21 protein-coding genes and 1 tRNA gene are annotated in these 23,371 nt (G+C 73.3%); 8 read left to right on the forward strand and 14 right to left on the reverse strand.

Annotation, left to right across the window (positions count from 1 at the left end):
* Positions 1-71 precede the first annotated feature (71 nt).
* Positions 72-977, forward strand: a complete 906-nt coding sequence (locus FLM69_RS07800) for an inositol monophosphatase (RefSeq protein WP_141843746.1) — start codon at positions 72-74, stop codon at positions 975-977.
* Positions 978-1,044: 67 nt separating this feature from the next.
* Positions 1,045-1,569, forward strand: coding sequence for a pyridoxamine 5'-phosphate oxidase family protein (locus FLM69_RS07805; RefSeq protein WP_141843748.1), 525 nt, complete (start codon positions 1,045-1,047; stop codon positions 1,567-1,569).
* 55 nt (positions 1,570-1,624) lie between these two features.
* Here the strand turns inward: FLM69_RS07805 and FLM69_RS07810 are convergent, their stop codons facing one another.
* The 4 genes from FLM69_RS07810 to FLM69_RS07825 all read right to left on the reverse strand — a co-directional run bounded on the left by FLM69_RS07810 (position 1,625) and on the right by FLM69_RS07825 (position 6,308).
* Complete coding sequence (locus FLM69_RS07810) at positions 1,625-2,677, reverse strand: 3,4-dioxygenase subunit beta (protein ID WP_141843750.1); 1,053 nt, start codon at positions 2,675-2,677, stop codon at positions 1,625-1,627.
* A gap of 258 nt (positions 2,678-2,935) precedes the next feature.
* Positions 2,936-4,651: a thiamine pyrophosphate-binding protein gene (locus tag FLM69_RS07815; protein WP_141843752.1), complete on the reverse strand. Its 1,716-nt coding sequence runs from the start codon at positions 4,649-4,651 to the stop codon at positions 2,936-2,938.
* The gene (gene speB, locus FLM69_RS07820) at positions 4,648-5,664 is read right to left on the reverse strand and encodes an agmatinase (protein WP_041103046.1); all 1,017 of its coding nucleotides are present in this window, start codon (positions 5,662-5,664) and stop codon (positions 4,648-4,650) included. Before speB ends, FLM69_RS07815 begins: the two co-directional genes overlap by 4 nt.
* A 74-nt stretch (positions 5,665-5,738) precedes the next feature.
* Positions 5,739-6,308, reverse strand: a complete 570-nt coding sequence (locus tag FLM69_RS07825) for an XRE family transcriptional regulator (RefSeq protein ID WP_041103047.1) — start codon at positions 6,306-6,308, stop codon at positions 5,739-5,741.
* Positions 6,309-6,492: 184 nt separating this feature from the next.
* On the opposite strand from FLM69_RS07825, the gene FLM69_RS07830 reads away from it, so the two are divergent.
* Positions 6,493-8,001, forward strand: coding sequence for a sodium:solute symporter (locus tag FLM69_RS07830; RefSeq protein ID WP_141843753.1), 1,509 nt, complete (start codon positions 6,493-6,495; stop codon positions 7,999-8,001).
* Positions 8,002-8,197: 196 nt separating this feature from the next.
* Complete coding sequence (locus tag FLM69_RS07835; protein WP_134377457.1) at positions 8,198-9,391, forward strand: alcohol dehydrogenase catalytic domain-containing protein; 1,194 nt, start codon at positions 8,198-8,200, stop codon at positions 9,389-9,391.
* Positions 9,392-9,466: 75 nt separating this feature from the next.
* Here FLM69_RS07835 and FLM69_RS07840 read toward each other — a convergent pair whose 3' ends face one another.
* Both FLM69_RS07840 and FLM69_RS07845 read right to left on the reverse strand, forming a co-directional pair.
* Entirely contained in the window at positions 9,467-9,790 is a 324-nt protein-coding gene (locus FLM69_RS07840) for a DUF202 domain-containing protein (RefSeq protein ID WP_134377458.1), read from the reverse strand.
* A gap of 4 nt (positions 9,791-9,794) precedes the next feature.
* Complete coding sequence (locus FLM69_RS07845; protein ID WP_036317007.1) at positions 9,795-10,214, reverse strand: YidH family protein; 420 nt, start codon at positions 10,212-10,214, stop codon at positions 9,795-9,797.
* A 105-nt stretch (positions 10,215-10,319) separates the two neighbouring features.
* On the opposite strand from FLM69_RS07845, the gene FLM69_RS07850 reads away from it, so the two are divergent.
* Complete coding sequence (locus FLM69_RS07850; RefSeq protein ID WP_049147151.1) at positions 10,320-11,450, forward strand: VIT1/CCC1 transporter family protein; 1,131 nt, start codon at positions 10,320-10,322, stop codon at positions 11,448-11,450.
* Positions 11,451-11,576: 126 nt separating this feature from the next.
* On the opposite strand, the gene sucD is transcribed toward FLM69_RS07850, so the two are convergent.
* The 3 genes from sucD to pcrA all read right to left on the reverse strand — a co-directional run bounded on the left by sucD (position 11,577) and on the right by pcrA (position 16,440).
* On the reverse strand, positions 11,577-12,497 hold the full coding sequence (sucD, locus tag FLM69_RS07855) for a succinate--CoA ligase subunit alpha (RefSeq protein WP_012750749.1): 921 nt from the start codon (positions 12,495-12,497) through the stop codon (positions 11,577-11,579).
* Between the two features lie 27 nt (positions 12,498-12,524).
* Positions 12,525-13,694 (reverse strand): ADP-forming succinate--CoA ligase subunit beta, encoded by a 1,170-nt coding sequence (gene sucC / locus FLM69_RS07860; protein WP_036382513.1) that lies wholly within the window; start codon positions 13,692-13,694, stop codon positions 12,525-12,527.
* Between the two features lie 184 nt (positions 13,695-13,878).
* Positions 13,879-16,440 carry a DNA helicase PcrA gene (pcrA, locus tag FLM69_RS07865; protein WP_141843755.1) on the reverse strand — a complete coding sequence of 854 codons (2,562 nt, stop codon included), beginning with the start codon at positions 16,438-16,440 and terminating at the stop codon, positions 13,879-13,881.
* Between the two features lie 223 nt (positions 16,441-16,663).
* On the opposite strand from pcrA, the gene FLM69_RS07870 reads away from it, so the two are divergent.
* Positions 16,664-17,311 carry a hypothetical protein gene (locus FLM69_RS07870; protein WP_044659023.1) on the forward strand — a complete coding sequence of 216 codons (648 nt, stop codon included), beginning with the start codon at positions 16,664-16,666 and terminating at the stop codon, positions 17,309-17,311.
* Positions 17,312-17,354: 43 nt separating this feature from the next.
* A tRNA-Arg gene (locus tag FLM69_RS07875) sits at positions 17,355-17,428 on the forward strand.
* A 26-nt stretch (positions 17,429-17,454) separates the two neighbouring features.
* On the opposite strand, the gene FLM69_RS07880 is transcribed toward FLM69_RS07875, so the two are convergent.
* The 3 genes from FLM69_RS07880 to FLM69_RS07890 all read right to left on the reverse strand — a co-directional run bounded on the left by FLM69_RS07880 (position 17,455) and on the right by FLM69_RS07890 (position 20,776).
* Positions 17,455-19,323, reverse strand: a complete 1,869-nt coding sequence (locus FLM69_RS07880) for an ABC transporter ATP-binding protein (protein WP_181743498.1) — start codon at positions 19,321-19,323, stop codon at positions 17,455-17,457.
* Positions 19,324-19,399: 76 nt separating this feature from the next.
* Positions 19,400-19,894: an HNH endonuclease gene (locus FLM69_RS07885; RefSeq protein WP_020628346.1), complete on the reverse strand. Its 495-nt coding sequence runs from the start codon at positions 19,892-19,894 to the stop codon at positions 19,400-19,402.
* 159 nt (positions 19,895-20,053) lie between these two features.
* Positions 20,054-20,776 (reverse strand): metal-dependent transcriptional regulator, encoded by a 723-nt coding sequence (locus FLM69_RS07890; RefSeq protein ID WP_020628347.1) that lies wholly within the window; start codon positions 20,774-20,776, stop codon positions 20,054-20,056.
* A gap of 128 nt (positions 20,777-20,904) precedes the next feature.
* Here FLM69_RS07890 and serC point away from each other — a divergent pair, with 128 nt between their 5' ends.
* Positions 20,905-22,032, forward strand: coding sequence for a phosphoserine transaminase (serC, locus tag FLM69_RS07895; RefSeq protein WP_141843757.1), 1,128 nt, complete (start codon positions 20,905-20,907; stop codon positions 22,030-22,032).
* A 91-nt stretch (positions 22,033-22,123) separates the two neighbouring features.
* Here serC and FLM69_RS07900 read toward each other — a convergent pair whose 3' ends face one another.
* Together FLM69_RS07900 and FLM69_RS07905 are read right to left on the reverse strand one after the other, a co-directional pair.
* Positions 22,124-22,609, reverse strand: coding sequence for a DUF3027 domain-containing protein (locus tag FLM69_RS07900; protein ID WP_041103071.1), 486 nt, complete (start codon positions 22,607-22,609; stop codon positions 22,124-22,126).
* Positions 22,610-22,612: 3 nt separating this feature from the next.
* Positions 22,613-22,996 (reverse strand): cold-shock protein, encoded by a 384-nt coding sequence (locus FLM69_RS07905; protein ID WP_020628350.1) that lies wholly within the window; start codon positions 22,994-22,996, stop codon positions 22,613-22,615.
* Positions 22,997-23,371: the final 375 nt, after the last annotated feature.

Raw genomic sequence — 23,371 nt, forward strand, 5'->3', positions numbered from 1 at the left:
CTGTTTGTCGCGTAGTACATGCTGTATCTGCCTTGTGTGTTTTTTTTTTTTTCCGTCTCGTGGGCCCGGAGATGTGTAAAAGGGACAGCCGCCCCGCCGAGCTCCGCGCGATCGCCCTCGACGCCGCCCGCGCGGTCGTCGGCGACCTCGCCGCCGCCTTCCGCTCCCCCACCGCCATCGGGCCCGAGGCCAAGACCACGCACCACGACCTCGTCACCGTGCACGACCGACACACCGAGGCCCGGCTCGTCGCCGCGCTCACGACGGCGGTCCCCGGCTCCGGCGTGCTCGGCGAGGAGCTCGGGGCGCAGGCCGGCACCGGTGAGGCCGCCCGGCTGACCTGGATCGTCGACCCCATCGACGGCACCTCCAACTTCACACACGGCTTCGCGATGTTCTCGGTGTCCCTGGCCGCCGAGGTCGACGGCGAGGTGGTGGCCGGCGTCGTGCTGGACCCCGTGGGCCGGCTGGCGTTCTCCGCCGACGAGGACGGCGCCTACCTCACCCGCGGCGACGGGCCGGAGCGCCCGCTGGCCGAGGTCGCCCGGCCGGCGCCGGCCGGCGGCGAGCGCGCCCAGAACCTCGTGACCTCCTACCCGGCGGGCGAAGCGATCGCGCGCGAGGGCGAGGACGCGCTGCGCCGCTTCGGGCGGCTCGTGACCGCCCACGCGACCGTGCGCCGCACCGTCTCCGGCGCCCTCGAGCTCGCCCACACGGCGGCGGGCTGGGCCGACGCCGCGCTGTACGTGGACACCAAGCCCTGGGACGTCGCGGCAGGGCAGCTGATCCTGCGCCGCGCCGGGGGCAGGTGGCTCACGCCGGACCCGGCCGCGCCGTCGTCGGGCCGGCTCGTCGACGACGGCCCGCGCGCCCACACGTGCCCGTTCGCGCTCGCCGTCGCCCCGGGCCGCGAGGCGCCGACGACGGCGGCGGTGCTGGGTGACATCGTCGCCTCGCGGGCGACCGACCATGTATAGAGTGGATGTGAGCCCGATCTCAGCGCCGCGCCCGACGGCGCCCGTCCCGGCATGCCAGGAGGCCCCGATGACCCCGCAGCACCATGACACCGACGACGCCCCGTCGATGCAGCGCCCCGATCCGGTCGCGGAGCCCGGGGACCACCTGATGTTCGAGCACCCGGACGGCGAGGCCGTCCTGGTGCTGGACGAGGACCAGGTCTGGCGACTGCTGGGCCGCGTGGGCCACGCGCGCCTCGGGCTGGCCGTGGACGGGCGGCCGGACATCGTGCCGGTGAACGTGCGGGCCCACGACGGCGCCATCTACTTCCGCACCGCGCCCGGCTCGAAGCTCGCCGAGCTCACGGTGAACCCGCACGTCGTGGTGCAGGCCGACGGGATCCTGGCCGACCAGGCCTGGTCCGTGCTCGTGCACGGCACCGCGCGCCGCCTGGACACGGAGGCGGAGATCGCGGAGGCCGAGTCCCTCGGCATCGAACCGTGGGTGCCGACGCTCAAGGACTTCTACGTCCGCGTGGACGTCCAGCGCGTGTCCGGCCGCCACTTCGTGTTCGGCCCGCACCCCGAGCGCAACGAGTCCCAGACCGACTGAGCCGCCGGCAGGACGCGTGGGCTGAGCCGGACGGCTCAGCCCACGTCCGCCGGGCTCAGGGCTGCGCCGGGGGCTGGCCGCCCTCGCCGCCCGCCGGGGGCTGGCCACCGCCGGGCCCGCCCATCCCGCCCTGCTCCTGCTCAGTGGTGGTGTCGATCGGGACGTCGATGGTGATGGCGAAGCCCTTCTCCACGGAGCCCGTGATCTGCGGCAGCTGCGTCTCGTAGCCGTCCGAGAAGACGTTGTCCGTCTCGAGGCTGACGTCGGCGAAGTTCTCCGTGGACCCGTCGTAGGCCGAGGTGGCGTAGACCTGCGCGGACTGCTCCTCGGGCATGGCGATCTGGGAGGTGAGGACGTTGTTCGTCGCGTCCGTGATGGACGCCTTGTCCGGGAACACCTCGAAGTGCAGGTGGGGCCACCGGCCGGCGTAGCAGCCGGGCCACACCGTGGTGAAGGTGACCGTGCCGTCGTCGCCCACCACCTGGACGCCGCGCAGGTAGGTCTCCTCCGTGATGCCGTCCGAGTACATCGAGTAGCGGCCCTGCGCGTCGGCGTGCCAGAGGTACACGGCGGCGCCGGTCATCGCGGCGTCGCCGTTGGCCATGTCGATCACGTTCATCGTCACCGTCAGCGGGACGCCCTCGGCGGCGGTGCCCGTGTCGATGCTCGTGGTCAGGTCGGAACGTTCGATGCCGGACGCGTCGAGCACGTCCGGGCCGTTGGAGCCGTCGCCCGGGTACGGGCCTGCGGTCTCGGTGACCATCTCGGTCAGGGTGGCGGACGGCGAGGCGCTCGCCGCCGACGAGGAGGAGGCCGCGGGTGACGAGGAGCCGGCGCTCGCCGACGTCGAGCCGGAGGAGGACGAGGCGCCCTCCTGGACACCGCACGCGGCGAGGACGAGGGCTCCCGCCCCCGCGCCGAAGATGCCCAGCGCGTTGCGGCGGGAGACGAGCGTGCCGACGTCGAAGGCGGCGCCCTGGTCCTCGACGTCCTCGGCGGGGCGATGGAAGGCCCGGCCCTCGAAGGTGGGCGTGACGGCGGGGGCCTCGTCTCCCTCGGTGACCTGGGGGAAGGGACGGCGGGAGCGGGTCGGGAGCCCGGGGGCCATGGAGTTCCTCTCGTGGGGCGCCCGCCGGGTGGCGGGCCGCGTCGAGAGGCCAGCATGGCAACGGATGCCGGACGTTTTCGTGAGATCGGCGGGATGGTTCCAGGACATCTCCTGGGCGGTTTCTGACACGGGCGGGACCGCCGGCGCCTCGGTCGACGTCTCAACTACCTGCCGGTCCAGCTCCGTTGCTGAAACATGCACCTGGAAAGGTGGCGCACACTCTCAGGGTCGAGTCAGCGATTCCGGCGCCGGGCCGCGTCAGACCTCCGGAGCCTCCCCCAGGTGGCTCGGCGCCCACATCGCCAGGCGGGTCTGCACCACGACGACGTTCGGCCCGTCCGCCTGGAACGCGCGCTCGAGCGCGCCGCGCACGTCCTCCACTCCCACCGTCTCGGCGGGCACGCCGAAGGAGGCGGCGAGGGCCTGGAAGTCCGGCCGGTCGAGCTCGGTGGCCGTGGCCTTGCCGAACGCGCCCTCCATGTACTCCCGCAGGATGCCGTACCCGCCGTCGTCGATGATCAGCCACGTCACCGCCGCACCGTGCTGCCGGGCGGCCGCGAGCTCGGCGAGGGAGTACATCGCCGAGCCGTCGCCGGCGACGGCGAGCACGCGCCCGTCGATCCCCGTGCGGCCCTGGTGGGCCAGGCCCACCGCGCCGCCGAACGCGGCCGGGAACCCGTAGCCGAGCCCCCCGGCACCCTGCGCCGAGTGGAACTCGCCGTCCTGCGCGTCCCAGCAGTTCCACGCCCAGTAGGCGGCGATGGTCATGTCCCAGTACGTCTGCATGGTCGACGGGACGGCGGCGCGGATGTCCGCCAGGAGCCGGCGCTCCACGCCGAGGTCCTGGGCGTCGAGCCGGGCGCCGATGCGCGCGTTGACGTCGGCGACCACCTCGGCCGGGGTGCGGCCGTGCCAGACGGCGGCGTCCTGCGCCACCGAGCCCGACTCGCGCAGCGCCGCGGCGAGGGCCTCGAGCGCCTGGCCTGCGTCGGCGCGCACACCCAGCGTGGGGTGGTTGGTCTCCAGCACACGCGGCTCCGCGTCCACCTGGATGAGGCGGCCGCGCGGCTCGAGAGTGAAGTAGTTCGAGGTGACCTCACCGAGCGAGGAGCCCACCACGAGCAGCACCTCCGCGTCCTCGAGCAGGTCCGTGACGAGGCGGTCCTCCACCCAGCCGCCGAGGCTGAGCGGGTGCTCCCACGGGAAGGCGGTGTTGCCGCCCGGCGAGCAGACCACGGGTGCCTGGAGCAGCTCCGCGACCTCCCGCAGGCTCTCCATCGCGGCCCGGCCGGAGCGGCGCACACCGCCGCCGGCCACGATCGCCACCCGCCCGGCCCCGCGCAGCCAGCGTGCGGACTCGGCCACGAGCTCGGCGCGCGGCGGGTGGTCGTAGGGCACGGCCAGGGCGTCCTCGACCGGGGGCACCATGACCTCGCCGAGCAGCACGTCCTGCGGGATCTCGACCCACACCGGCCCCTGCGGCACGGTGATGGCCTCGGCCCACGCGTCCTGGATGGCGGACGGGATGCCCGAGGCGTGGTGGACCGTGAACTGGGCCTTGGTGACGTTGCGGGCCGAGGCCTTCTGGTCGTCCAGCTGGTGCAGCATGCCCTTGCGCCGGGCGCCGAGCCCGGACAGCGGGATCTGCGAGGCGACCACGAGCATCGGCACGCCCGTGGCGTACGCCTCCTGCAGGCCGGCCAGTGAGGTGAGGGCGCCCGGGCCGGTGGAGAGGAACAGGACGCCGACCTCGCCGGTGGCCCGGGCGTACCCGTCCGCGGCGAAGGCGGCGTTGTTCTCCACGCGGTTCGAGACGAACTCCAGCGGGGAGCGCGACAGGGCGTCGAAGAGGCCGAGGGCGTGCTGGCCCGGGATGCCGAAGACCGTCCGCGCGCCCAGGGCGTGGAGCGTCTCCACGGCCAGGTCGCCGCCGTTGCGCCGCGGGGCCGCCGTCGTCGTCTGCTCGTCCGTCATCGGGCCGACTCCTCACCGGCGGCCGCGCGGGTGGCGCGGCGGTCGGCCATCAGGGAGATGAGGTCGTAGGCCACATGGGAGGCGGCGACGCCGGTCAGCTCGGCGTGGTCGTAGGCCGGGGCCACCTCCACCAGGTCTGCGCCCACGATGTCGAGCCCGCGCAGCCCACGCAGGATCTCGAGCAGCTCGCGGCTCGTGATGCCGCCGGCCTCGGGGGTGCCGGTGCCCGGCGCGTGCGCGGGGTCGAGGACGTCGATGTCCACCGAGATGTAGAGCGGCCGACCCCCGATGCGCTGGCGCAGCTGGTCCACGATCTCGTCCACGCCCTGACGGAACACGTCCGAGGAGGTGACGATGCCGAAGCCCATGCGGTGGTCGTCGTCGAGGTCCTTCTTGCCGTAGAGCGGACCGCGCGTGCCCACATGCGAGATGGCCTCGGTGTCCAGGATCCCCTCCTCCACGGCGCGGCGGAACGGCGTGCCGTGGGTGTACTCGGCCCCGAAGTAGGTGTCCCACGTGTCCAGGTGGGCGTCGAAGTGCAGCAGGGCAACGGGCTCGCCCGCCCGGGCGGAGGCGGCGCGCAGCAGCGGCAGCGCGATGGTGTGGTCGCCGCCGATGGTCATGAGCGAGGAGCCGTCCTCGGTGAGGTCCATCGCGTCCTGCTGGATCGCCTCGATGGCCTCGCCGATGTCGAACGGGTTCACCGCCATGTCCCCGGCGTCCACCACCTGGGCCTGCGCGAAGGGCGAGGTGTCCGTGGCGGGGTTGTACGGGCGCAGCAGCCGCGAGGACTGCCGCACGTGGCCGGACCCGAAGCGTGCACCGGGGCGGTAGGAGACGCCGGCGTCGAACGGCACGCCGACCACCTTGATCTCCGGGGCGACGCCGGCCGCGGCCGCCTCGTCCAGGCGCGGCAGCAGCGCGTAGGTGGGGGTGCCGCCGTAGCGGGGCACGAGGGCGGAGTTCACGGGGCCGAGGCGGCCGTTGTCCTCGACGCGGGGGATCTCGAGCATCTGGATGTCCTCTCTGGGCGGTTCGGTTCGGTCTGGTCGGTCTGGTCTGTCCGGTGTGGGCGCGCCGGACGGGGTCACGCGTGGCCCACGAGGGTCCACAGCACGACGGCGGGGCGGTCGTCCGGATTGGCCCACGAGTGGGGCTCGCGGCCGGGGAAGGTGACGGTGTCCCCCTCCTCCAACAGGTGCACGGCCTCGGTGGTCCGCAGCTCGAGGCGGCCGGTGACCACGTGCACCGCCTCCACGCGGCAGTCCACGGTGTACAGCTCCGCCTCCCCGCGGCCGCGCGGCGCGATGTCAGCGCGCAGGATCTGCAGGTCACGACTGCCGCGCGGGGTGATCAGGCGCTCGCGGATGCCCTCGCCGCCGAGGTTGACCGCGGGGGCGTCGGCGAGGCGCACGACCGTCACCTCGGGCGCGTCCAGGACGTCGCCCGGGCTCGCGCCGAGCACCTGGCACAGGGTCACGAGCGTGCTCACGGACGGGCTCGTCAGGTCCCGCTCGAGGCGGGAGAGGAAGCCCTTGCTGACGCCGGCCGCCTCGGCCAGCTGGGCCACGGTGAGCCGCCGCGCCTCGCGCAGCGCACGCAGCCGACGGCCGATCAGCGCCTGGCCCGGCGCGGTCTCGAGCGGGAGGGCCTTCATCGCGCTCCTCCCGACGTCGGCCAGGCGACATCGCCGATGTCACCCTGGACGACATGTTGTCTGATAAGCAACATGTGTTTACCGTAGGCCCGGATCGTGTGATCGGCAACACGACGATCTCTTGTGTCCCGCCGCGGCGCACCGCATCCCGGCGCCTCGGATCCCTTCGCTCCAAAGACCGCCCGTGACCCTCAACCTGACCATCGTCGCCGTCTACCTGGTCGGCATGCTCGCCTTCGGCTGGTGGGGCAAGACCCGCGCCGCCAGCTCGGAGGACTACCTCGTGGCGGGCCGCCGCCTCGGGCCGGTGCTGTTCACCGGCACCATGGCCGCCGTCGTGCTCGGCGGCGCCGCCACCGTGGGCGGCGTCGGCCTGGGGTACGAGTTCGGGCTCTCCGGCGCGTGGCTCGTGGCCGCCATCGGCGTCGGCGTCCTCATCCTGTCGGTGGCGTTCGCCCCGATCCTGGCCCGCCTGAAGATCTACACCGTCTCGCAGATGCTCCGCCTGCGGTACGGCCGTGGCGGGGCCTCCCACGCCTCCTCCTTCGTGATGCTCGCCTACACGCTCATGCTCGCCGCCACCTCCACGGGCGCCTACGCGTCGCTCTTCGTGGTGCTCTTCGGCTGGGACCGCTGGCTGTCCGTCCTGGTGGGCGGCGGCATCGTGCTGGCCTACTCCGTGCTCGGCGGCATGTGGTCCATCACCCTGGCCGACATGGCCCAGTTCCTCATCATGACCATCGGCCTGTTCGCCCTCATGCTCCCCCTCTCCCTGGCCAACGCCGGCGGCTGGAGCGCCATGCAGGAGCGCCTGGGCGCCGAGTTCTTCAGCTGGGACGGGATCGGCGTGCAGTCGATCGTCACCTACTTCGTGATCTACACCCTCGGCCTGCTGATCGGCCAGGACGTCTGGCAGCGCGTGTTCACGGCCCGCTCCCCGCGCGTGGCCCAGATCGGCGGCGCCACCGCGGGGCTGTACTGCATCGTGTACGGCGTCGCCGGCGCCGTGATCGGCATGGCGGCGCGCACGGTGACCGCGGACATCGCCGCCACGGACGACGTGTTCGCGTGGGTCGCCCAGAACCTGCTGCCCGTGGGCGTGGGCGGCGTGGCCCTGGCGGCCGCCGTCGCGGCCATGATGTCCACCGCCTCGGGCGCGATCATCGCGGCCTCGACCGTGATGCGCACCGACATCCTCCCCATCCTCCGCGGCGAGGCCGCCGCCGCCGAGGACGGCGCCACCACCGAGGACGCGGCCACGGAGACCGCGGCGGAGCTCGCCTCGAACCGCGGCTGGGTGCTGCTGCTCGGCGCCGTCGTGCTGGGGCTGGCGATCGTCGTCCCGGACGTGGTGGCGGCCCTGACCATCGCGTACGACATCCTCGTGGGCGGCCTGTTCGTCGCGATCGTCGGCGGCCTCGTGTGGAAGCGCGGCACCGGCACGGCGGCCCTGTGGTCCATGGTGGTCGGGACGGTGGGCACCCTCGGCACCATGGGCTGGCTCGAGCTGAACGCGGCCGAGCCCTTCGAGGGCGTCTTCGCGAACGAGCCAATCTACGTCGGCCTGGCCGCCTCCGCCGTCGTGTACGTCCTCCTCAGCCTGATGACCCGGCCCACCGACCCCGCGGTCCTCGAGGCCTGGCGGGTGCGCTCCCGCCACGGCGTCGACCCCGCGGTCCGAGCGCAGGTCTGACCGATGCGCCCGGGGCCTGCGGTCCTCCGATGCCCGCACGATGGTCAGGCCAGACGATGCGGCGGCGGGCGATCCTTCCTCAGGCTCCTCCCGGCCCCTAGTGTTTCCGTATAGCTCGGGACCGGGACGCCCCCTCGGGGCCGTTCCGGCTTCCATCCACCCGGGCCTCGCTGGAGACAGAAAGGCAACGGTTCCCATGACCACCAAGAATCGCGCCGTGGCATTCCACGGCATCAAGGACGTGCGCGTCGACGAGCTGGACTTCCCCAAGCTGGAGATGCCCGACGGCTCCGCCGCCCCGCACGGCGTCATCCTCAAGATCGTCGCGACCAACATCTGCGGCAGCGACCTGCACATCTACCGCGGGTCCTTCCCCGCCCCCGAGGGCATGGTGCTGGGTCACGAGATGACCGGCCAGGTGCTGGAGGTCGGCAGCGACGTCCAGTTCCTGCAGGAGGGCGACCTCGTCTCCGTGCCGTTCAACGTGGCCTGCGGCCGCTGCCGCAACTGCCGCGCCGGCCGGACCGAGATCTGTGAGACCGCCAACCCGGAGCAGGCGTGCGCCGCCTACGGCTTCAATCTGGGCGGCTTCCAGGGCGGACAGGCCGAGTACCTGTTCGTGCCGTACGCCGACTTCCAGCTGCTGCGCTTCCCGGACCAGGAGCAGGCGATGGAGAAGATCCTGGATCTGACCGTGCTCTCGGACATCCTCCCGACGGCGTTCCACGGTCTCATGGAGGCCGGCGCCAAGCCCGGCTCCACCGTCTACATCGCCGGCGCCGGCCCCGTGGGCCGGTGCGCCGCGGCCGCCGCTCGGCTGCTGGGCGCCTCGTGCATCATCGTGGGCGACCAGGACGCCTCCCGGCTGGAGCTGGTGCGCAAGCACGGCTGCGAGACCATCGACCTCTCCGCCACGGAGAACCTGCAGGACGCCGTGAACGACATCCTGGGCGAGCCGATGGTGGACTGCGCGGTGGACTGCGTCGGCTCCGAGGCCCACGGCCTGGGCTCCGCGTCCGATGAGATGCAGCCGATCGCCGCCGTGAACCAGGTCCTGGACATCACCCGTCCGGGCGGCGCCACGGGCATCATCGGCATCTACGGGCCGAACCCGATCGCGGAGACGAAGGCCGAGCAGGAGGGCACCTTCCCGGTGGACTTCGGCAAGGCCTGGATCAAGTCGCCCCACATCATCGGCGGCCAGGCGCCCATCATGCGCTACAACCGCCAGCTGATGATGTCGATCCTGTGGGACCGGATGCCGTACCTGACGGAGATGGTCAACCCGCGCGTGATCACCCTGGACGAGGCACCCCAGGCCTATGCGGAGTTCGACCAGGGGTCCCTGGAGAAGTTCGTCATCGACCCCCACGGCATGATCGCCCGCTGAGCGGTCCGCCCCCGGAGGCACGACGGCGCCCCTCACCTGCCCGCGCAGGTGAGGGGCGCCGTCGTCGTCCGCGGATCATGCCGCGTGCAGCAGCGTGGCGGTGATCCCGAGGCCCGCCAAGCCCACCACCAGGGCGACCATGCAGGCCACCGACGCCAGCGCCGGCCGGGCCCGCTCCCGCGCGATCCCGTCCGCCTGCGCCACGTAGCGCCGGCGCTGCGTGGCCAGCACCGCCGCCCCGCCGACGGCCGCCACCACCGCAGGCCCGAACGCCCACGCGCCGACGGCCGGCCACCACCTCAGGAACGTGAGGCTGAGGACGCCCAGCGCCAGGACCGTGCGGCCCCAGCTCATCACGGTGCGCTCGGGCTGCAGCCCCGGGTCGTGATGCAGACGCATCGCCTCAGCCCCGCGGCAGGACGACGGCGAGCATCAGCACCACGACGGCCAGCACGACGCCCCCCGCCAGGACCGGGACGATCAGCGGCAGCGGCAGCGGACGGCCGCGGCGCATCGCCCGCTCTACCCGGAGCCAGCGCACACCCGCGCCCAGGGCGAGCAGCGCCGCCAGGACGAGCAGCACCGTGCTCAGCACCACCCGGACCGGCGGCGCGAAGAGGGCGCCGGTGAACGCCTCCACCGCGACCCCGCCGGCCAGCAGCGCCAGCGCCGTCCGGACCCAGGCCAGGAACGTGCGCTCATTGGCGAGCGTGAACCGGGGGTCCGGCTCCACCCCGCCCGCCAGGAGGCGGTGCTGCCAGGCCGGCCGGCCGCCGTCGTGGGCGGCGGCCTCGGGGCCGTCGGGGGTCTCTGCTGCGTCCATGCGGCCATGGTAGCGACGGCGTAGACTGGCGGGTCGGGCGCGCGCCCGGCCGCCGTGGTCCGCGGCGGCGGCGCCCGTCCCCGCCCGACCATCCGATGGAGCCCCATGAGCCCCGCCCACACCGCCACTCCTGCAGCACGCCCCGAGCCGACCCGCGAGCAGGTCCGACGCTGGCGCCGCTACCTCGCCGACGAGATCGCCGAGGGCCAGATCTACCGCGACATCGCCGCCCGCAAGGACGGTGTGGAGCGCGACATCCTGCTCGGCCTCGCCGAGGCCGAGCGCCGCCATGAGCAGCACTGGCGGATTCTCCTGGGCAAGCACGCCGAGAACCCCCCACGCCCCTCCTTCCGTCGCGTCCTGCTGCGCTGGCTCGCACGGATCTTCGGCTCCGTGTTCGTGCTGGCCCTGGCCCAGCGCGCCGAGTCGGACACTCCCTACGCGGAGGACCAGGACGCCCCCGAGGGCATGGTGGCGGACGAGGCCATCCACGAGGAGGTCGTGCGCGGCCTCGCCGCCCGGGGTCGCGAGCAGCTGGCAGGCAACTTCCGTGCCGCCGTCTTCGGCATGAACGACGGGCTGGTCTCCAACCTGGCGCTCGTGATGGGCATCGGCGCGACGGGCGTGGCGCCGTCCGTCGTGCTGTTCACGGGCGTGGCCGGCCTGCTGGCGGGCGCGCTGTCCATGGCGGCCGGCGAGTACGTCTCGGTGCGGTCCCAGCGGGAGCTGCTCGAGGCATCCTCCCCCACCCAGATCACCCTCGAGGCGGCCCAGCACCTGGACCTGGACCACAACGAGCTCAAGCTCGTCTACCTGGCCCGCGGCATGACGCCCGAGGACGCCGAGCACCGCGCGCTCGAGCGCCTCGGCTATCTCACGTGCGACTGCAACCCGCGGTTCTCCGCCCGTCCCGACGGCTCCCAGGGACCCGTGGACCACTCGAACTCCTTCGCGGAGATCGGCTCGGCGTGGAGCGCCTCCCTGTCCAGCTTCGCGTTCTTCGCCTCCGGCGCGCTCATCCCGATCCTGCCGTACATCTTCGGCATGTCCGGGCCGTGGGCCCTGGGCCTGGCTGCGGCGATGGTGGGCGCGGCCCTGCTCTTCACCGGCGGTGTGGTCGGGCTGCTGTCCGGCTCCTCACCGCTGGCCCGGGGCCTGCGCCAGCTCGCGATCGGCTTCGGCGCCGCCGCCGTGACGTACGTGCTCGGCCTGCTCTTCGGCGCGAACGTGGGCTGACGGGCGCCCACCGCCTGCTCCGCCCCGCACAGCACACGGCCCCTGCCCCTCAGGACGAGGGACAGGGGCCGTGGTGCATCCGCCTGCCGGTGCGGAGCGCCGGCATCGGCGCCCCCCACCGCGGGATCAGGCCTGGGCCTGCAGGATCTCCCGCATGAGCTGGGCGGTCTCGGACGGGGTCTTGCCGACCTTCACGCCCGCGGCCTCGAGGGCCTCCTTCTTGGCCTGCGCGGTGCCGGCGGAGCCGGAGACGATGGCGCCGGCGTGGCCCATGGTCTTGCCCTCCGGGGCGGTGAAGCCGGCCACGTAGCCGACGACCGGCTTGGTGACGTTGGCCTTGATGAACTCGGCCGCACGCTCCTCGGCGTCGCCGCCGATCTCACCGATCATCACGATGGCCTGGGTGTCCGGGTCGGCCTCGAACGCCTCGAGGGCGTCGATGTGGGTGGTGCCGATGATCGGGTCGCCGCCGATGCCGATGGCGGTGGAGAAGCCGAAGTCACGCAGCTCGTACATCATCTGGTAGGTCAGCGTGCCGGACTTGGACACGAGGCCGATGGGGCCGGAGCCGGTGATGGTGGCCGGGGTGATGCCCGCCAGGGCCTCGCCCGGGGTGATGACGCCGGGGCAGTTCGGGCCGATGATGCGGGTCTTCGGCTTGCCGTCCTCGCCGGTCTTCGACTGGGACAGGGCGAAGAACTTGGCGGTGTCCTGCACCGGGATGCCCTCGGTGATGACCACGAGCAGCGGGATCTCGGCCTCGATGGCCTCGATGGCGGCGTCCTTGGCGAAGGCCGGCGGCACGAAGGCCACGGACACGTCCGCACCGGTCTTCTCCATGGCCTCCTTGACGGTGCCGAAGACGGGCAGCTCGACGGCGTTGCCGTCCTTGTCCTCGTGGGACACGGTGGTGCCGGCCTTGCGGGCGTTCACGCCGCCCACGATGTTCGTGCCGGCCTTGAGCATGAGGCGGGTGTGCTTGGTGCCCTCACCGCCGGTGATGCCCTGGACGATGACCTTGGAGTCCTTGTTCAGGTAGATCGACATAGCTGTTTCCTCAGTCTTTCCGAACGGTCAGTTCGCGGAGTGGGCGAGCTCGGCGGCCTTGTCGGCGCCCTCGTCCATGGTGGCGGCCAGGGTGACGAGCGGGTGGTTCGCCTCCTGCAGGATGCGGCGGCCCTCCTCCACGGCGTTGCCGTCCAGGCGCACGACCAGCGGCTTGGTGGCGGCGTCGCCCAGGATCTCGAGGGCCTTGACGATGCCGTTCGCGACCTGGTCGCACGCGGTGATGCCGCCGAAGACGTTCACGAACACGGACTTGACCTGCTCGTCGCCCAGGATGACGTCGAGGCCGTTGGCCATGACCTCGGCGTTGGCGCCGCCGCCAATGTCCAGGAAGTTGGCCGGCTTCACGCCGCCGTGCTGCTCGCCGGCGTACGCGACGACGTCGAGGGTGGACATCACGAGGCCGGCGCCGTTGCCGATCACGCCGACCTGGCCGTCCAGCTTCACGTAGTTGAGGTCGTTGGCCTTGGCCTTGGCCTCCAGCGGGTCCTCGGTGCGCTCGTCGACGAGGGCGGCGTGGCCCTCATGGCGGAACTGCGCATTGTCGTCGAGGGAGACCTTGCCGTCCAGGGCGAGGATCGTGCCGTCGCCGGTCTTCACCAGCGGGTTCACCTCGACGAGGGTGGCGTCCTCCTTCTCGAAGACCTCCCAGAGCTTCTGGATGACCTCGGCGACGTCGGCGCGCAGCTCCTCGGGGAAGCCCGCCTCGGCGACGATCTTCTGCGCGGTCTCGGCGTCGATACCGGTCAGCGCGGACACGGGCACCTTGGCCAGGGCCTCGGGGCGCTCCTCGGCGAGCTGCTCGATCTCCATGCCGCCCTCGACCGAGCACATGGCCAGGTAGGTGCGGTTCGCGCGGTCCAGCAGCACGGAGAAGTAGTACTCCTCGGCGATGTCGGCGCCCTGGGCGATCATGACCTGATGCACGGTGTGGCCCTTGATGTCCATCCCCAGGATGGCCTTGGCGTGCTCGTAGGCCTCGTCGGCCGTCTTGGCGACCTTCACGCCGCCGGCCTTGCCGCGGCCGCCGACCTTCACCTGTGCCTTGACGACGGTGACGCCGCCGATCTTCTCCGCGGCCGCCTTGGCCTCGTCCGGGGTCTGCGCAACGATGCCGGCCAGCACGGGGACGCCGTGCGCCTCGAACAGATCGCGCGCCTGGTACTCATACAGGTCCACGGTGGTGTGTCCTTCTTGGTCGAAGACAGGGTCTGCCGGCCTCGCCCGCGGGCGCGGCCGACGTCGACGCCCCCTCCGTGGCCGGGCCGGGCACGGGGGCACAGCAGGGCGGCGGACGGCGGCGTTCCACGGCTCACTCTAGTCCACACCCCGGAGAGACCGGGGGGTCGGCGGGCCGGTCCTGTCAGCCCTCGACCTTCGTCAGCGGGGCGTAGCGCAGCAGCAGCCGCTTCTGCGCCCCGGTGACGTCGAAGGTGACGGTCGCGACGGTCTTGTCCCCGGCGCCCGCGACGGCGTCCACGCGCCCCTCGCCGAAGGTCGCGTGGGAGACGCGGTCACCTGGGCTGAGCGCCACGATCTCCTTCTGCGGCTGCACCCGGCTCGGCGCCTTCCCGCGCACCACACCGGAGGGCACCGTGAGGTCCGCCGGCTCGTCCCCGCGGGTGAGGCGCTGGGGCCGCGCGCCGTCGTCGTCCCGGGACCGCCAGGCCGGCCGCCCGCCGCCGAACCGCCCCGCGTAGCGCGAGGTGCCGGCGCCGGTCAGGCTCAACGAGCCGGCCGAGCGGGTGGTGCCCTCCCGCTCCCAGTCGATGAGCGTCTCCGGGATCTCCCCGAGGAACTGGCTGGGCGGGTTGAACTGGTGCTGGCCCCACAGCGAGCGTGCCTCGGCGCGCGTCAGGAACAGGCGACGGCGGGCGCGCGTCAGGCCCACGTACGCGAGGCGACGCTCCTCCGCGAGCTCCTTCTCGTCCGTCATCGAGCGGGCGTGCGGGAACACCCCGTGCTCCATGCCCGTCAGGAACACCACGGGGAACTCGAGGCCCTTGGCGGTGTGCAGCGTCATGAGCGTGACCTGGCCCTGCTGCTCGGCGAGCGCCTCGCCCTCCACGTCCGGGGCCGTGGGCAGCTGGTCTGCGTCCGCCACGAGCGCCACCTGCTCGAGGAAGTCGGACAGGGTGCCGTCCGGGTGCGTCGTCTCGAAGGAGCGGACGACGGCGACGAGCTCGCCGAGGTTGTCCGCGCGGGACTCGTCCTGCAGGTCCTCGGACTCGCGGAGGGCGGCCAGCATCCCAGACTGCTCGAGGACGGCCTCCAGGACGGTGGCCGGGCCGGCGGACTCGGCGACCTGGCCGAGGTCGTCCATCATCTGCACGAAGCCGCGGACGGCCTTGAGCGAGCGGGCGGCCATGCCGGGGGCGTTCTCGGCGTCGCGCAGGGCCGCGGAGAACGTGGAGCGGTTGCGCTCGGCCCACGCGGCGACGGCGCCCTCGGCCCGGTCCCCGATGCCCCGTTTGGGCTCGTTGAGGATGCGGCGCACGTTGACGTCGTCGTCGGGGTTGACGATCACCCGCAGGTAGGCGAGCGCGTCCTTGATCTCCTTGCGGTCGTAGAAGCGCGTGCCGCCGATGACCCGGTACGGGATGCCGCGCGTCACCAGCCGCTCCTCGAGCGCACGGGACTGCGCGTTGGTCCGGTAGAACACGGCGACGTCGGCCGGGCGGATCCCGTCCTCGTCCTGCAGCCGGTCGATGGTGGTGGCGATCCACTCCGCCTCGGCGGACTCGTTCTCCGCGGCGTAGCCGACGATCGCCGGGCCCTCCCCCTCGGCCGTCCACAGGCGCTTGGGGCGGCGGTCCGGGTTGCGCTCGATCACCGCGTTGGCGGCGTCCAGGATGGTCTGCGTGGAGCGGTAGTTCTGCTCGAGCTTGATGGTGACGGCGTCCGTGAAGTCCTGCTCGAACTCGACGATGTTGCGGATGTCCGCGCCGCGGAACGCGTAGATGGACTGGTCCGAGTCGCCGACGACGGTCAGCTCGCCGCCGGGGGTCTCCACACCCTCGGGGTCGCCCGCCGGGCCGGCGAGGAGCCGGATCAGCCGGTACTGGGCGTGGTTGGTGTCCTGGTACTCGTCCACGAGGACGTGGCGGAACCGGCGGCGGTAGTTGTCCAGCACGCGCGGGAACGCCTCGAACATGTGGACCGTCATGCCGATCAGGTCGTCGAAGTCCAGGGCGTTGGCCTGGCGCAGGCGGGCCGTGTAGTCCCGGTAGACGGCGGCGACGGCGCGGCCCCACGGGTCCCCCTCGGCCACGGTGGCGGCGTAGTCGTCCGCCTCCACGAGCTCGTTCTTCAGGGAGCTGATGCGGTTCAGCAGGGCCTTGGGCGCGAAGCGCTTCGGGTCCAGCTCGTGCTGCTTGGCGACGGTGGTGACCAGGCGCAGGCTGTCCGCCGAGTCGTAGATGGTGAACGTGGACTTCAGCCCGATGTTGGCGGCCTCGTTGCGCAGCAGCCGCACGGCGGAGGAGTGGAACGTGGAGATCCACATCCGCTGGGCAGTGGGACCGATCAGACCGGCCACGCGCTCGCGCATCTCCGCGGCGGCCTTGTTCGTGAAGGTGATGGCGAGGATCTCGTGCGGCCGCGCCCGTCCGGTGGCGAGCAGCCACGCGATGCGGTGGGTCAGCACCCGGGTCTTGCCCGAGCCGGCGCCCGCCACGATCAGCAGCGGCGCCCCCGTGTGGGTCACCGCGGCTGCCTGCTGCGGGTTGAGCCCCGCCACGAGCGACTCGGGAGTGTGCGTCGGCGCGGCCGGCCGGACGTCCTCGCCCCAGGCCTCGGGGTCCGCGGCCGCGCGCGTGACGGCCGGGGGCACGAGCCCGGGCAGGGCGGTCTCCGGGTCCGCCGGGCGGCGGGTGCGGTCGAGGTTCAGGGGCGTGCGTCCGAGCGCGGAGAAGAGGTCAGCCATGGCGGACCCAGTCTAGGCGCGGCCCCGGACGCGACAGCGGGCGCCGCCGTCGTCGCCCCCCGCCCCCACCCCACCCGCACTCTCGAACGTGATGTGGGGCCTATCTCGCGTTCGAAAGTCCCCATGACCCCGATTTCACGTTCGAAAGTGGGTTGGACGGGCTGGACGGCGCGGGGCCGGGCCGGCTCGGTCGGTCTGGGAGGATGGACCGCGGAGGTGCCCCGTGTCCCAGAAGTCTCGCAAGTCCCGTCCGCGCCCGTCGCGGCCCGCCGCGCGCCCGGTCGCCGAGTCCCCGCGCTCCCGTCCCACGCTGCGGGACGTCAACGTCCGTGAGGACCTCGCCGCGGCCGCTGAGCGCGAGGGCAGCCCGGCGATCCCGGTGAGCGCGCTGATCGTGACCACCCTGCTCGTGGGCGCGTACCTCCATCTGCTGGTGCTGCAGCAGATGACCCAGCTCAGCGGCGGCCTGGCGATGCCGGACTCCCTGCTGTTCTACGGGCAGGACCACATCCGCGCGCTCTCCGCGGTCATGGACGAGGACGCCCGCGGCCAGCTGAACTGGGTGCACAAGACGGCCGGCGTGATCTTCCCGATCGCCGTGGCACTGACGGTCACCGCGGTCGGCGCATGGCGCCTGCGTCCCGTCGGCGCCAAGTGGGCCGTCTTCGGGCTGGGCGTGCTGTTCGCGGTCGTGGACATCTGCGAGAACATCGCGATCGAGCAGGCGATCGCCGCCGGCGGCCCGGGCACCGGCCTGGCCGCCGCCCTGACGCTGACCCGCTGGGTCCTGCTGGCGCTGCTCGCGCTGGCGGTGGCCGTGATGCTGTGGGCCGGGCGGCGCCGTCGTGGTCGCGCCACGCGGGCGGCCTGAAGGGCTCGGCTAGACTCGCTCACCGGACCGACGCACGGTCCGCGCCCCAGTAGCTCAGTTGGATAGAGCGACCCTCTCCTAAAGGGTAGGCCGTCGGTTCGATTCCGGCCTGGGGCACCTGGGCGGCCGGTCCGGTCGCCGCCTCATTCCGCGTCGGCGAACTGCGTGGTGTAGAGCTCCGCATACCGCCCGCCCGCCGCGAGCAGCGCGGCGTGCGTGCCGCGCTCCACGATCCGCCCGGCCTCGACCACGAGGATCTCGTCCGCGCTGCGCACGGTGGAGAGCCGGTGCGCGATCACGATCGCGGTCCGCCCGGCCAGCGCCTCCCCCAGCGCCTCCTGGATGGCGCGTTCGTTGGTGGAGTCCAGCGCCGCCGTCGCCTCGTCCAGCACCACGACGCGCGGAGCCGCCAGCAGCAGCCGCGCGATCGTCATGCGCTGCCGCTCGCCGCCGGAGAGGCGGTAGCCGCGCTCGCCGACCACGGTGTCCAGCCCGTCCGGCAGCGCCTCGACCACGGGGCGCAGGCGGGCCCGCTCGACGGCGTCCCACAGCTGCTCGTCCGTCGCGTCGGGGCGGGCCAGCGTCAGGTTGGCGCGCACGGTCTCGTGGAAGAGGTGGCCGTCCTGGGTCACCATGCCCACGGCCCGCTGCAGGTCCGCGAACGCGAGGTCCCGCACGTCCACGCCGCCGATCTCGACGGCGCCGGAGGTGACGTCGTGCAGGCGGGTGACGAGCGAGGCGATGGTGGACTTGCCCGCACCCGAGGAGCCCACGAGGGCCACGGTGGCCCCGGCGGGGACGGTCACGTCGATCCCGTGCAGCACCTCCTCGCCGCCGCGTGAGTCCAGCTCCGCGACCTCCTCGAGGGAGGCCAGGGACACCTGCTCCGCGGTGGGGTAGGCGAAGCGTACGTCCCGCAGCCGCACGGACAGGGGCCCCTCCGGCAGGGCCGCGGGCCGCGCGGGCTCCGTGATGAGCGGCTCCAGGTCCAGGACCTCGAACACGCGCTCGAAGCTCACGAGCGCGCTCATGATCTCCACGCGGGCGTTCGCCAGCGCGGTCAGGGGCGCGTAGAGGCGGGTCAGCAGGAGGGCGAGGGTGACGACGTCGCCGGCGTCAAGGGTGCCCGCGATCGCCTGGAGCCCGCCCACGCCGTACACGGCCGCGAGCGCGAGCGCGGAGACCAGGGTGAGCAGCGTGGTGAAGACCGCCTGGCGCACGGAGATGTCCACGCCGGTGGCGCGCACGCGGTCGGCACGGCGGGCGAACTCGGCGGACTCGGCGGCGGGGCGGCCGAAGAGCTTGATGAGCGTGGCGCCGGGAGCGGAGAACCGCTCGGTCATCTGGTCGCCCATGGCCGCGTTGTGCCCGGCCCGTTCGCGGGACAGGCCCGCCAGCTTCGAGCCGACCGCCCGGGCCGGCACCAGGAACAGCGGCAGCATCACGAGGGACAGGACGGTGACCTGCCAGCTGGTGGCCACCATCACGCCCAGGGTCAGCGCCACGGACACCACGTTCGCGACGACGCCGGAGAGAGTCCGCGATATCGCCGACTGCGCCCCGATCACGTCGTTGTTCAGGCGTGAGACGAGCGCGCCGGTGCGGGTGCGCTGGAAGAACGCCACCGGCATGCGCTGTACGTGGTCGAACACGGCGGTGCGCAGGTCGTAGATGACGCGTTCCCCCAGCCCGGAGGAGAGCCACTTGGTGAACACGGACAGCGCCGCGTCGAGCACGGCCACGAGGGCGATCAGCAGGGCCAGCCGCACCACGAGCCCGCGGTCCGCGCCGCCGGTGATCGCGTTGACGACGTCGCCGGCCAGCACGGGCGAGGCCACGCCGAGCACCGCGCCCACGATGGACGCCGCGACGAACACGATCAGGCGGGTGCGGTACCGGCCCGCGAACGCGATGGTCCGGCGCACCGTGCCGCGGGCGAGGCTCTGCTGGGCGTCGGACTGCCCGCGGGTCATCCGCATCATGGACATCCGTGCCGCCGACTCCATGCTCATGGGCCCCTCCGCTCTCTCGACCGTTGGAGAGTCTAGGAACCGCCGGGCACGGGCGGGCGCGATTCCGCTTCCGGCGTCAGGCCGCCAGGCGCAGGTAGTCCCGCCACGCTTCGGCGGGCCGCTCCAGCTCGCGGATCCGCCACTGGGCCCCGCGCGGGCGCACCGGCTCCACCCGCAGCCGCCAGCCCAGGGCCTCGAGCGAGCGGTCCGCCTTCGCCCCGTTGCAGCGCAGGCAGCAGGCCACGAGGTTCTCCCACGAGTTCTCGCCGCCCCGCGAGCGCGGCCGCACGTGGTCCACGGTGGTGGCGTGGGCGCCGCAGTAGGCGCAGCGGTGTCCGTCCCGGCGCAGCACGCCCTTGCGGGAGACCGGGGCCGCGTCCGTGTGGGGCACCCGGATGTACTGGTGCAGCAGGATCACGAGGGGCCGGCCCCACGCGCGGGTGGGGCTGCGCATCGGGTCACCGGCGTCCTCGAGCACGCTCGCCTTGCCGGTGGCCACGAGCAGCAGCGCCCGGCGGTCGGAGACGACCGAGAGGGGTTCGTAGCCGGCGTTGAGGACGAGTGTGCGCATCGGGGGCCTCGGAAGCGTGGGGACACAGGGGCGTCGTGTCCCCACGCTAGACGCGGGTGCATCGGCGCGCCGCGTGTCGCCTGCGGCGGCGGAAGAGGTTCACCGGCCCGTCACCGGGCCATCACGCCCCCGTCACGCACGACGACGGCGCGCCGCGCCTCAGCCGTCGAGACGCTCGACCCACACGTGCGCGGCCGTGGCCTCGGCCAGCTCGAGGGCCCCGCCGTCCGCGGCCGCGCCGTCCTCCGCCTCGCCCTCGACCCGGATGTACCCGGCGTCGCGGGCGGCCTCGGCACGCACCACACGGCCGGGGGTCACGCCGGCGCCGGCCAGCTGGGCCAGCAGCTCGGGGTCGGTCTGCACGCCCTCGGCCAGCCCGCGGACGCGGAACCGGCCGGCGGTGGCGGCCTCCTCGGAGAGCCGGGCGCCCGCCAGGCCCATGTCGCGGCTCCAGTCCTCGGCGGAGGCCTGCTCGGGCCGGGGCGGGATCGGGGTGCCGTAGGGGGTCTCGGTGGGGTTCTCCAGGAGCGTGAGCAGGCGGCGCTCCACCTGGTCGCTCATCACGTGCTCCCAGCGGCAGGCCTCCTCGTGGACGAGCTCCCACTCGAGGCCGATCACGTCCGCGAGCAGGCGCTCGGCCAGGCGGTGCTTGCGCAGCACGGACACGGCCCGCTCGCGGCCCGCCACGGTCAGCTCCAGCCGACGGTCCGCGCCCACGTGCACCAGCCCGTCCCGCTCCATGCGGGCCACGGTCTGGGAGACGGTGGGGCCGGAGTGCTCCAGACGCTCGACGATGCGGGCGCGCAGCGGGGGGATGCCCTCCTCCTCGAGCTCGAGGATCGTGCGCAGGTACATCTCGGTGGTGTCGATCAGATCCGTCATGGCACGTCCTCTTCCCTCGGGCTCTTCGTCCCGGACATCCTAGCGAGGCGTGAGTCACGTGGACGGCCGGTGGTCCCGGGCGCGGGAGAATGGGCGCGACCCGCGACCCCGAAGCGTCAGGAGCACGCATGACCTCCCCCGCCGAGATCACCATCCCCCAGGACCTGCTGCCGGCCGACGGCCGCTTCGGCGCCGGCCCCTCCAAGGTCCGCCCCGAGCAGCTGAGCGCGCTCCAGGACGCAGCCGGGCTGCTCGGCACGTCGCACCGTCAGAAGCCGGTCAAGGACCTGGTGGCGAGCGTCCGGTCGGGCGTCGCCGAGCTGTTCTCGGCGCCGGAGGGCTACGAGGTGATCCTCGGCGTCGGCGGCTCCACCGCGTTCTGGGACGCGGCCGCCTTCAGCCTGGTCCGCGAGCGCGCCCAGCATCTGAGCTTCGGCGAGTTCGGCTCGAAGTTCGCCAAGGCCACCGACCAGGCGCCGTTCCTGGCGCCGTCGGACATCCGCACCTCCGAGCCGGGCACCCGCCCCGAGCCGGAGGCCGTGGCCGGGGTCGACGTGTACGCGTGGCCGCACAACGAGACCTCCACCGGCGTGATGGCGCCCGTCGTCCGCCCCGCGGGCATCGACGAGGACGCGCTGGTCGTCGTCGACGCCACCTCGGCCGCGGGCGGCCTGCCGGTGGACGTGTCCGAGGCGGACGTGTACTACTTCGCGCCGCAGAAGAACTTCGCGTCCGACGGCGGTCTGTGGCTCGCGCTGTTCTCCCCGCGGGCCCTGGCGCGGGTCGCGGAGATCAAGGAGTCCGACCGCTGGATCCCGGCGTTCCTGGACCTGGCCACGGCCGTGGAGAACTCCCTCAAGGACCAGACCTACAACACGCCCGCGCTGGCCACGCTCGTCATGCTGGACGCGCAGCTGCGCTGGATGAACGGTCAGGGCGGGCTGGACGCGATGACCGCCCGCACCGCCGACTCCTCCTCGCGCGTGTACGCGTGGGCCGAGGCGTCGTCCTTCGCCACGCCCTTTGTGGCCCGGTCCGAGGACCGCTCCGCCGTGGTCTGCACCGTCGACTTCTCCGACGACGTCGACGCGGCGGCGGTCGCCCAGGCCCTGCGCGCGAACGGCGTGGTGGACGTGGAGCCCTATCGCAAGCTCGGCCGGAACCAGCTGCGGATCGCGACCTTCGCCGCGATCGAGCCCGAGGACGTCGCGGCACTGCTGCGCTGCATCGACCACGTGGTCGAGCGCCTGGCCTGAGCCGTCCCCGGACGGGGACACGGGCCCGCGGGGGACTCCACCGCGGGCCCGTTGCGTGTCCGCCCCGGCGGGTCAGCCGGGGCGCGCCGTCTCAGCCGCGGTCGTCCGGCGCGGTCTCAGGCGCCGGGGCGCCGGGCACGCGGCCCTCGGCCACGGCCTTGAGCCGCTCGCGCTCCTCCTCGTTCACGCGCTCGGCGTACGGCACCCACGGGGGCGCCACGAGCGCACCCTCCCCCGCCATGAGGCCGGTCTCGCACACGGTGACCTGCTTGGCGCGTGGGGCCCGGGCGATCGTCACGTACCAGAGCCAGCCCGCGTAGCCGGGCATGCGGCACGCGAAGCGGTGCGTCAGGAGCCGGTCGTCGTCCACGAGCACGTCCACGTGCTCCCCCACCTCGTCCGGGGCGGCCAGCCCGGCCAGCCCCGCGCGGGCGGCGTCCACGGCGGCGGCGAGCAGCTCGTCGCGGCGCGGGGCCCGGCGACGCGCGGGCGGCACGGCCGCCCTCTCCTCCGCGGGCGCGGGCTCGGCGTCGGGGCTCCGGTGGTCGACGCGCGGGGCGTCGTCGTGGGTGGTCATGGCTCAGGCCTCCAGATCGTCGGCGACACGGCGCAGCACCTGCGCCATCTTCTGCGCCTGGGCGCGCTGGGGGTAGCGGCCGCGGCGCAGGCCGTTGGAGGTCTGGTCCAGCCACGTGATGAGGTCCTCCATGAGGACGGCCATCTCGGTGGCGCCGGGTCGGTGGTTGCGGACCACCGAGGGTGCGGCGTCGAGCACGCGCAGCGAGAGCGCCTGCTTGCCGCGGCGGCCCTCGGCCACGCCGAACTCCACGCGGGTGCCTCCGCGCAGCTCGGTCACCCCGGCCGGCAGGGCCGAGGCGGGCACGTGGACCTCCTCGCCCTCGTCCGTCTGGGCGAACCCGAAGCCCTTGGTCGAGTCGTAGAACTTGATGCGCCCGGTGGGCATGTGCGTCACCTGCTCCTCGTCATGTGGGTCCACCGCGTCGGGCCGGCGCCGCAGGGGCGGCCGTGCTCTCGTCTCGGGTCGGCGGGGTCCGGCACCGGCGTGGCGGTGCGCCGCGGCATCGGTGGGACCAGCCTGGCCGTGCGCCCGGAGGGGACGGCGGAGGACGTGGTCGTCAATGACCTCCCAGGATAGCCCGACTAGAGTGGCGGGCATGCCTCGGACCTCCACCCTCCCCCCCCCCCCACCCCCCGCCCCCCCCCCCCCACCCCCGGGCGGGCGCGGCGGCGGCCCGGCTCGGCGGGGGGGCGGGGCCGACGTGGCCGCCTCGGCCCCCGTGGGGCCGCTGCGGGCAGTGCCGGACCTTCTTACCACCCT

Origin of the sequence: Micrococcus sp. R8502A1 (assembly GCF_006704135.1) — a bacterium.
Lineage (GTDB): Bacteria > Actinomycetota > Actinomycetes > Actinomycetales > Micrococcaceae > Micrococcus > Micrococcus luteus.

Coding starts and splice junctions, on each gene's coding strand:
- FLM69_RS07800 (WP_141843746.1), top strand. CDS start 72: ATGTGTAAAAGGGACAGCCGCCCCGCCGAGCTCCGCGCGATCGCCCTC.
- FLM69_RS07805 (WP_141843748.1), top strand. CDS start 1,045: ATGACCCCGCAGCACCATGACACCGACGACGCCCCGTCGATGCAGCGC.
- FLM69_RS07810 (WP_141843750.1), bottom strand. CDS start 2,677: ATGGCCCCCGGGCTCCCGACCCGCTCCCGCCGTCCCTTCCCCCAGGTC.
- FLM69_RS07815 (WP_141843752.1), bottom strand. CDS start 4,651: ATGACGGACGAGCAGACGACGACGGCGGCCCCGCGGCGCAACGGCGGC.
- speB (WP_041103046.1), bottom strand. CDS start 5,664: ATGCTCGAGATCCCCCGCGTCGAGGACAACGGCCGCCTCGGCCCCGTG.
- FLM69_RS07825 (WP_041103047.1), bottom strand. CDS start 6,308: ATGAAGGCCCTCCCGCTCGAGACCGCGCCGGGCCAGGCGCTGATCGGC.
- FLM69_RS07835 (WP_134377457.1), top strand. CDS start 8,198: ATGACCACCAAGAATCGCGCCGTGGCATTCCACGGCATCAAGGACGTG.
- FLM69_RS07840 (WP_134377458.1), bottom strand. CDS start 9,790: ATGCGTCTGCATCACGACCCGGGGCTGCAGCCCGAGCGCACCGTGATG.
- FLM69_RS07845 (WP_036317007.1), bottom strand. CDS start 10,214: ATGGACGCAGCAGAGACCCCCGACGGCCCCGAGGCCGCCGCCCACGAC.
- FLM69_RS07850 (WP_049147151.1), top strand. CDS start 10,320: ATGAGCCCCGCCCACACCGCCACTCCTGCAGCACGCCCCGAGCCGACC.
- sucD (WP_012750749.1), bottom strand. CDS start 12,497: ATGTCGATCTACCTGAACAAGGACTCCAAGGTCATCGTCCAGGGCATC.
- pcrA (WP_141843755.1), bottom strand. CDS start 16,440: ATGGCTGACCTCTTCTCCGCGCTCGGACGCACGCCCCTGAACCTCGAC.
- FLM69_RS07880 (WP_181743498.1), bottom strand. CDS start 19,323: ATGAGCATGGAGTCGGCGGCACGGATGTCCATGATGCGGATGACCCGC.
- FLM69_RS07885 (WP_020628346.1), bottom strand. CDS start 19,894: ATGCGCACACTCGTCCTCAACGCCGGCTACGAACCCCTCTCGGTCGTC.
- FLM69_RS07890 (WP_020628347.1), bottom strand. CDS start 20,776: ATGACGGATCTGATCGACACCACCGAGATGTACCTGCGCACGATCCTC.
- serC (WP_141843757.1), top strand. CDS start 20,905: ATGACCTCCCCCGCCGAGATCACCATCCCCCAGGACCTGCTGCCGGCC.
- FLM69_RS07900 (WP_041103071.1), bottom strand. CDS start 22,609: ATGACCACCCACGACGACGCCCCGCGCGTCGACCACCGGAGCCCCGAC.
- FLM69_RS07905 (WP_020628350.1), bottom strand. CDS start 22,996: ATGCCCACCGGGCGCATCAAGTTCTACGACTCGACCAAGGGCTTCGGG.